This is a genomic window from Mesorhizobium sp. M7A.F.Ca.CA.004.06.1.1, from assembly GCF_003999135.1.
Lineage (GTDB): Bacteria > Pseudomonadota > Alphaproteobacteria > Rhizobiales > Rhizobiaceae > Mesorhizobium.
Map to the genome: position 1 here is coordinate 1 of NZ_RZPQ01001161.1, position 1,160 is coordinate 1,160.

The window sequence follows — 1,160 nt, forward strand, 5'->3', positions numbered from 1 at the left end:
ATCCCGTGCCGGGCGCGGCGCGGGCGCTCGAAATCTCGCAGTGGGTTGCGGGGCATTCGGGCGGGTGTCTTTTGCCGACGCCGCTCTCGGGTCGGTCGCTGGAGCTGATCGCGGCCTTGCCTGGCCCGTTCGCCATCCATGCCGGCATGCGTTCGTCCCTGGAAGCGCAGATCGGCGCCACGGCAGCCTTGTTGCCGGGCGTTTCAGCGTTGCTGCGCCGCCGCTTGCAGGAAGCAGCCGACTGGACCGATGCTGATCCCCTGCCGTCCACGCCGTTGCTGGCGGATGACGGCATGGGTGAAGCCGGCCCGTCATCGCGCCTCTTGCCGCGTGCCGACCATTCCGGTTTTCCGGTGCTGCTTACCGGCCATCTGCCGTCAGGCTCGCCGGGCGATCTGTTGCACAAGGCCGGCCGAGCGGACTGGGTGCGCATGCCGACCCATCCGACGCTGCCGGGCAATGTCGACATCTGGGAGAAGGCCGGTCGTCCCGCCGCACTCGGTCATTCCTGCACGCCGGACCTTCTCGGCGATCTGCAAACCCACATCCCGTCGCTGCGCACGCAATGCCGCACCGGCCAGCGCATAGTGGTGTCGGAGGCAAGAAAACGATGAGAATTCTGATTTGCAACGACGACGGCATCGAAGCGCCGGGGCTTGCCCGTCTGGTCAATGCGGCCGGCGCGTTGAGCGACGATGTCTGGGTGGTCGCGCCCGACAGCAAGCGCACCGCTGCCGGCTCGTCATTGACGATTGCCAGGCCGTTGACCATGCGGCGCGTCAAACCGAACTGGTACTCCTGTTCCGGCACTCCGGCCGATTGCGTGGTAAGCGCCATGACCTGGCTGTTCGCCGATTCCGAGAAGCCGGGCCTTGTGCTGTCGGGCGTCAACGATGGCCGCAACGCTGCCGAGGACCTTGCCTATTCCGGTACGCTCGGCATTGCGCGGGAGGCGACGTTCTGGGGCGTTCCGGCCATCGGGTTCTCACGCGTGAAAAATCCTGATTTCACCGATGGCGACGACCAATGGCTTGGCGCGCTCATCGCTTCATTGTGGCAATCGCGCGCCGACTGGGCCGCTGAGGGTCATTGGCTGAGCATCAACCTGCCGACCTTGCTGCCGGCCGAAATCCGGCAGCAAGGTCGGCAGGTTGATGCTC

The 1,160-nt window shown here is 66.0% G+C and carries 1 protein-coding gene and 1 pseudogene; both read left to right on the forward strand.

The window, feature by feature from the left end; genetic code table 11:
• A pseudogene (locus EN906_RS34770) lies at window positions 1–614 on the forward strand (MBL fold metallo-hydrolase); the annotation flags it as partial.
• The coding region (locus tag EN906_RS34775) for a 5'/3'-nucleotidase SurE (protein ID WP_127375803.1) at window positions 611–1,160 on the forward strand (550 nt) is incomplete at its 3' end. The pseudogene EN906_RS34770 and the gene EN906_RS34775, both read left to right, overlap by 4 nt.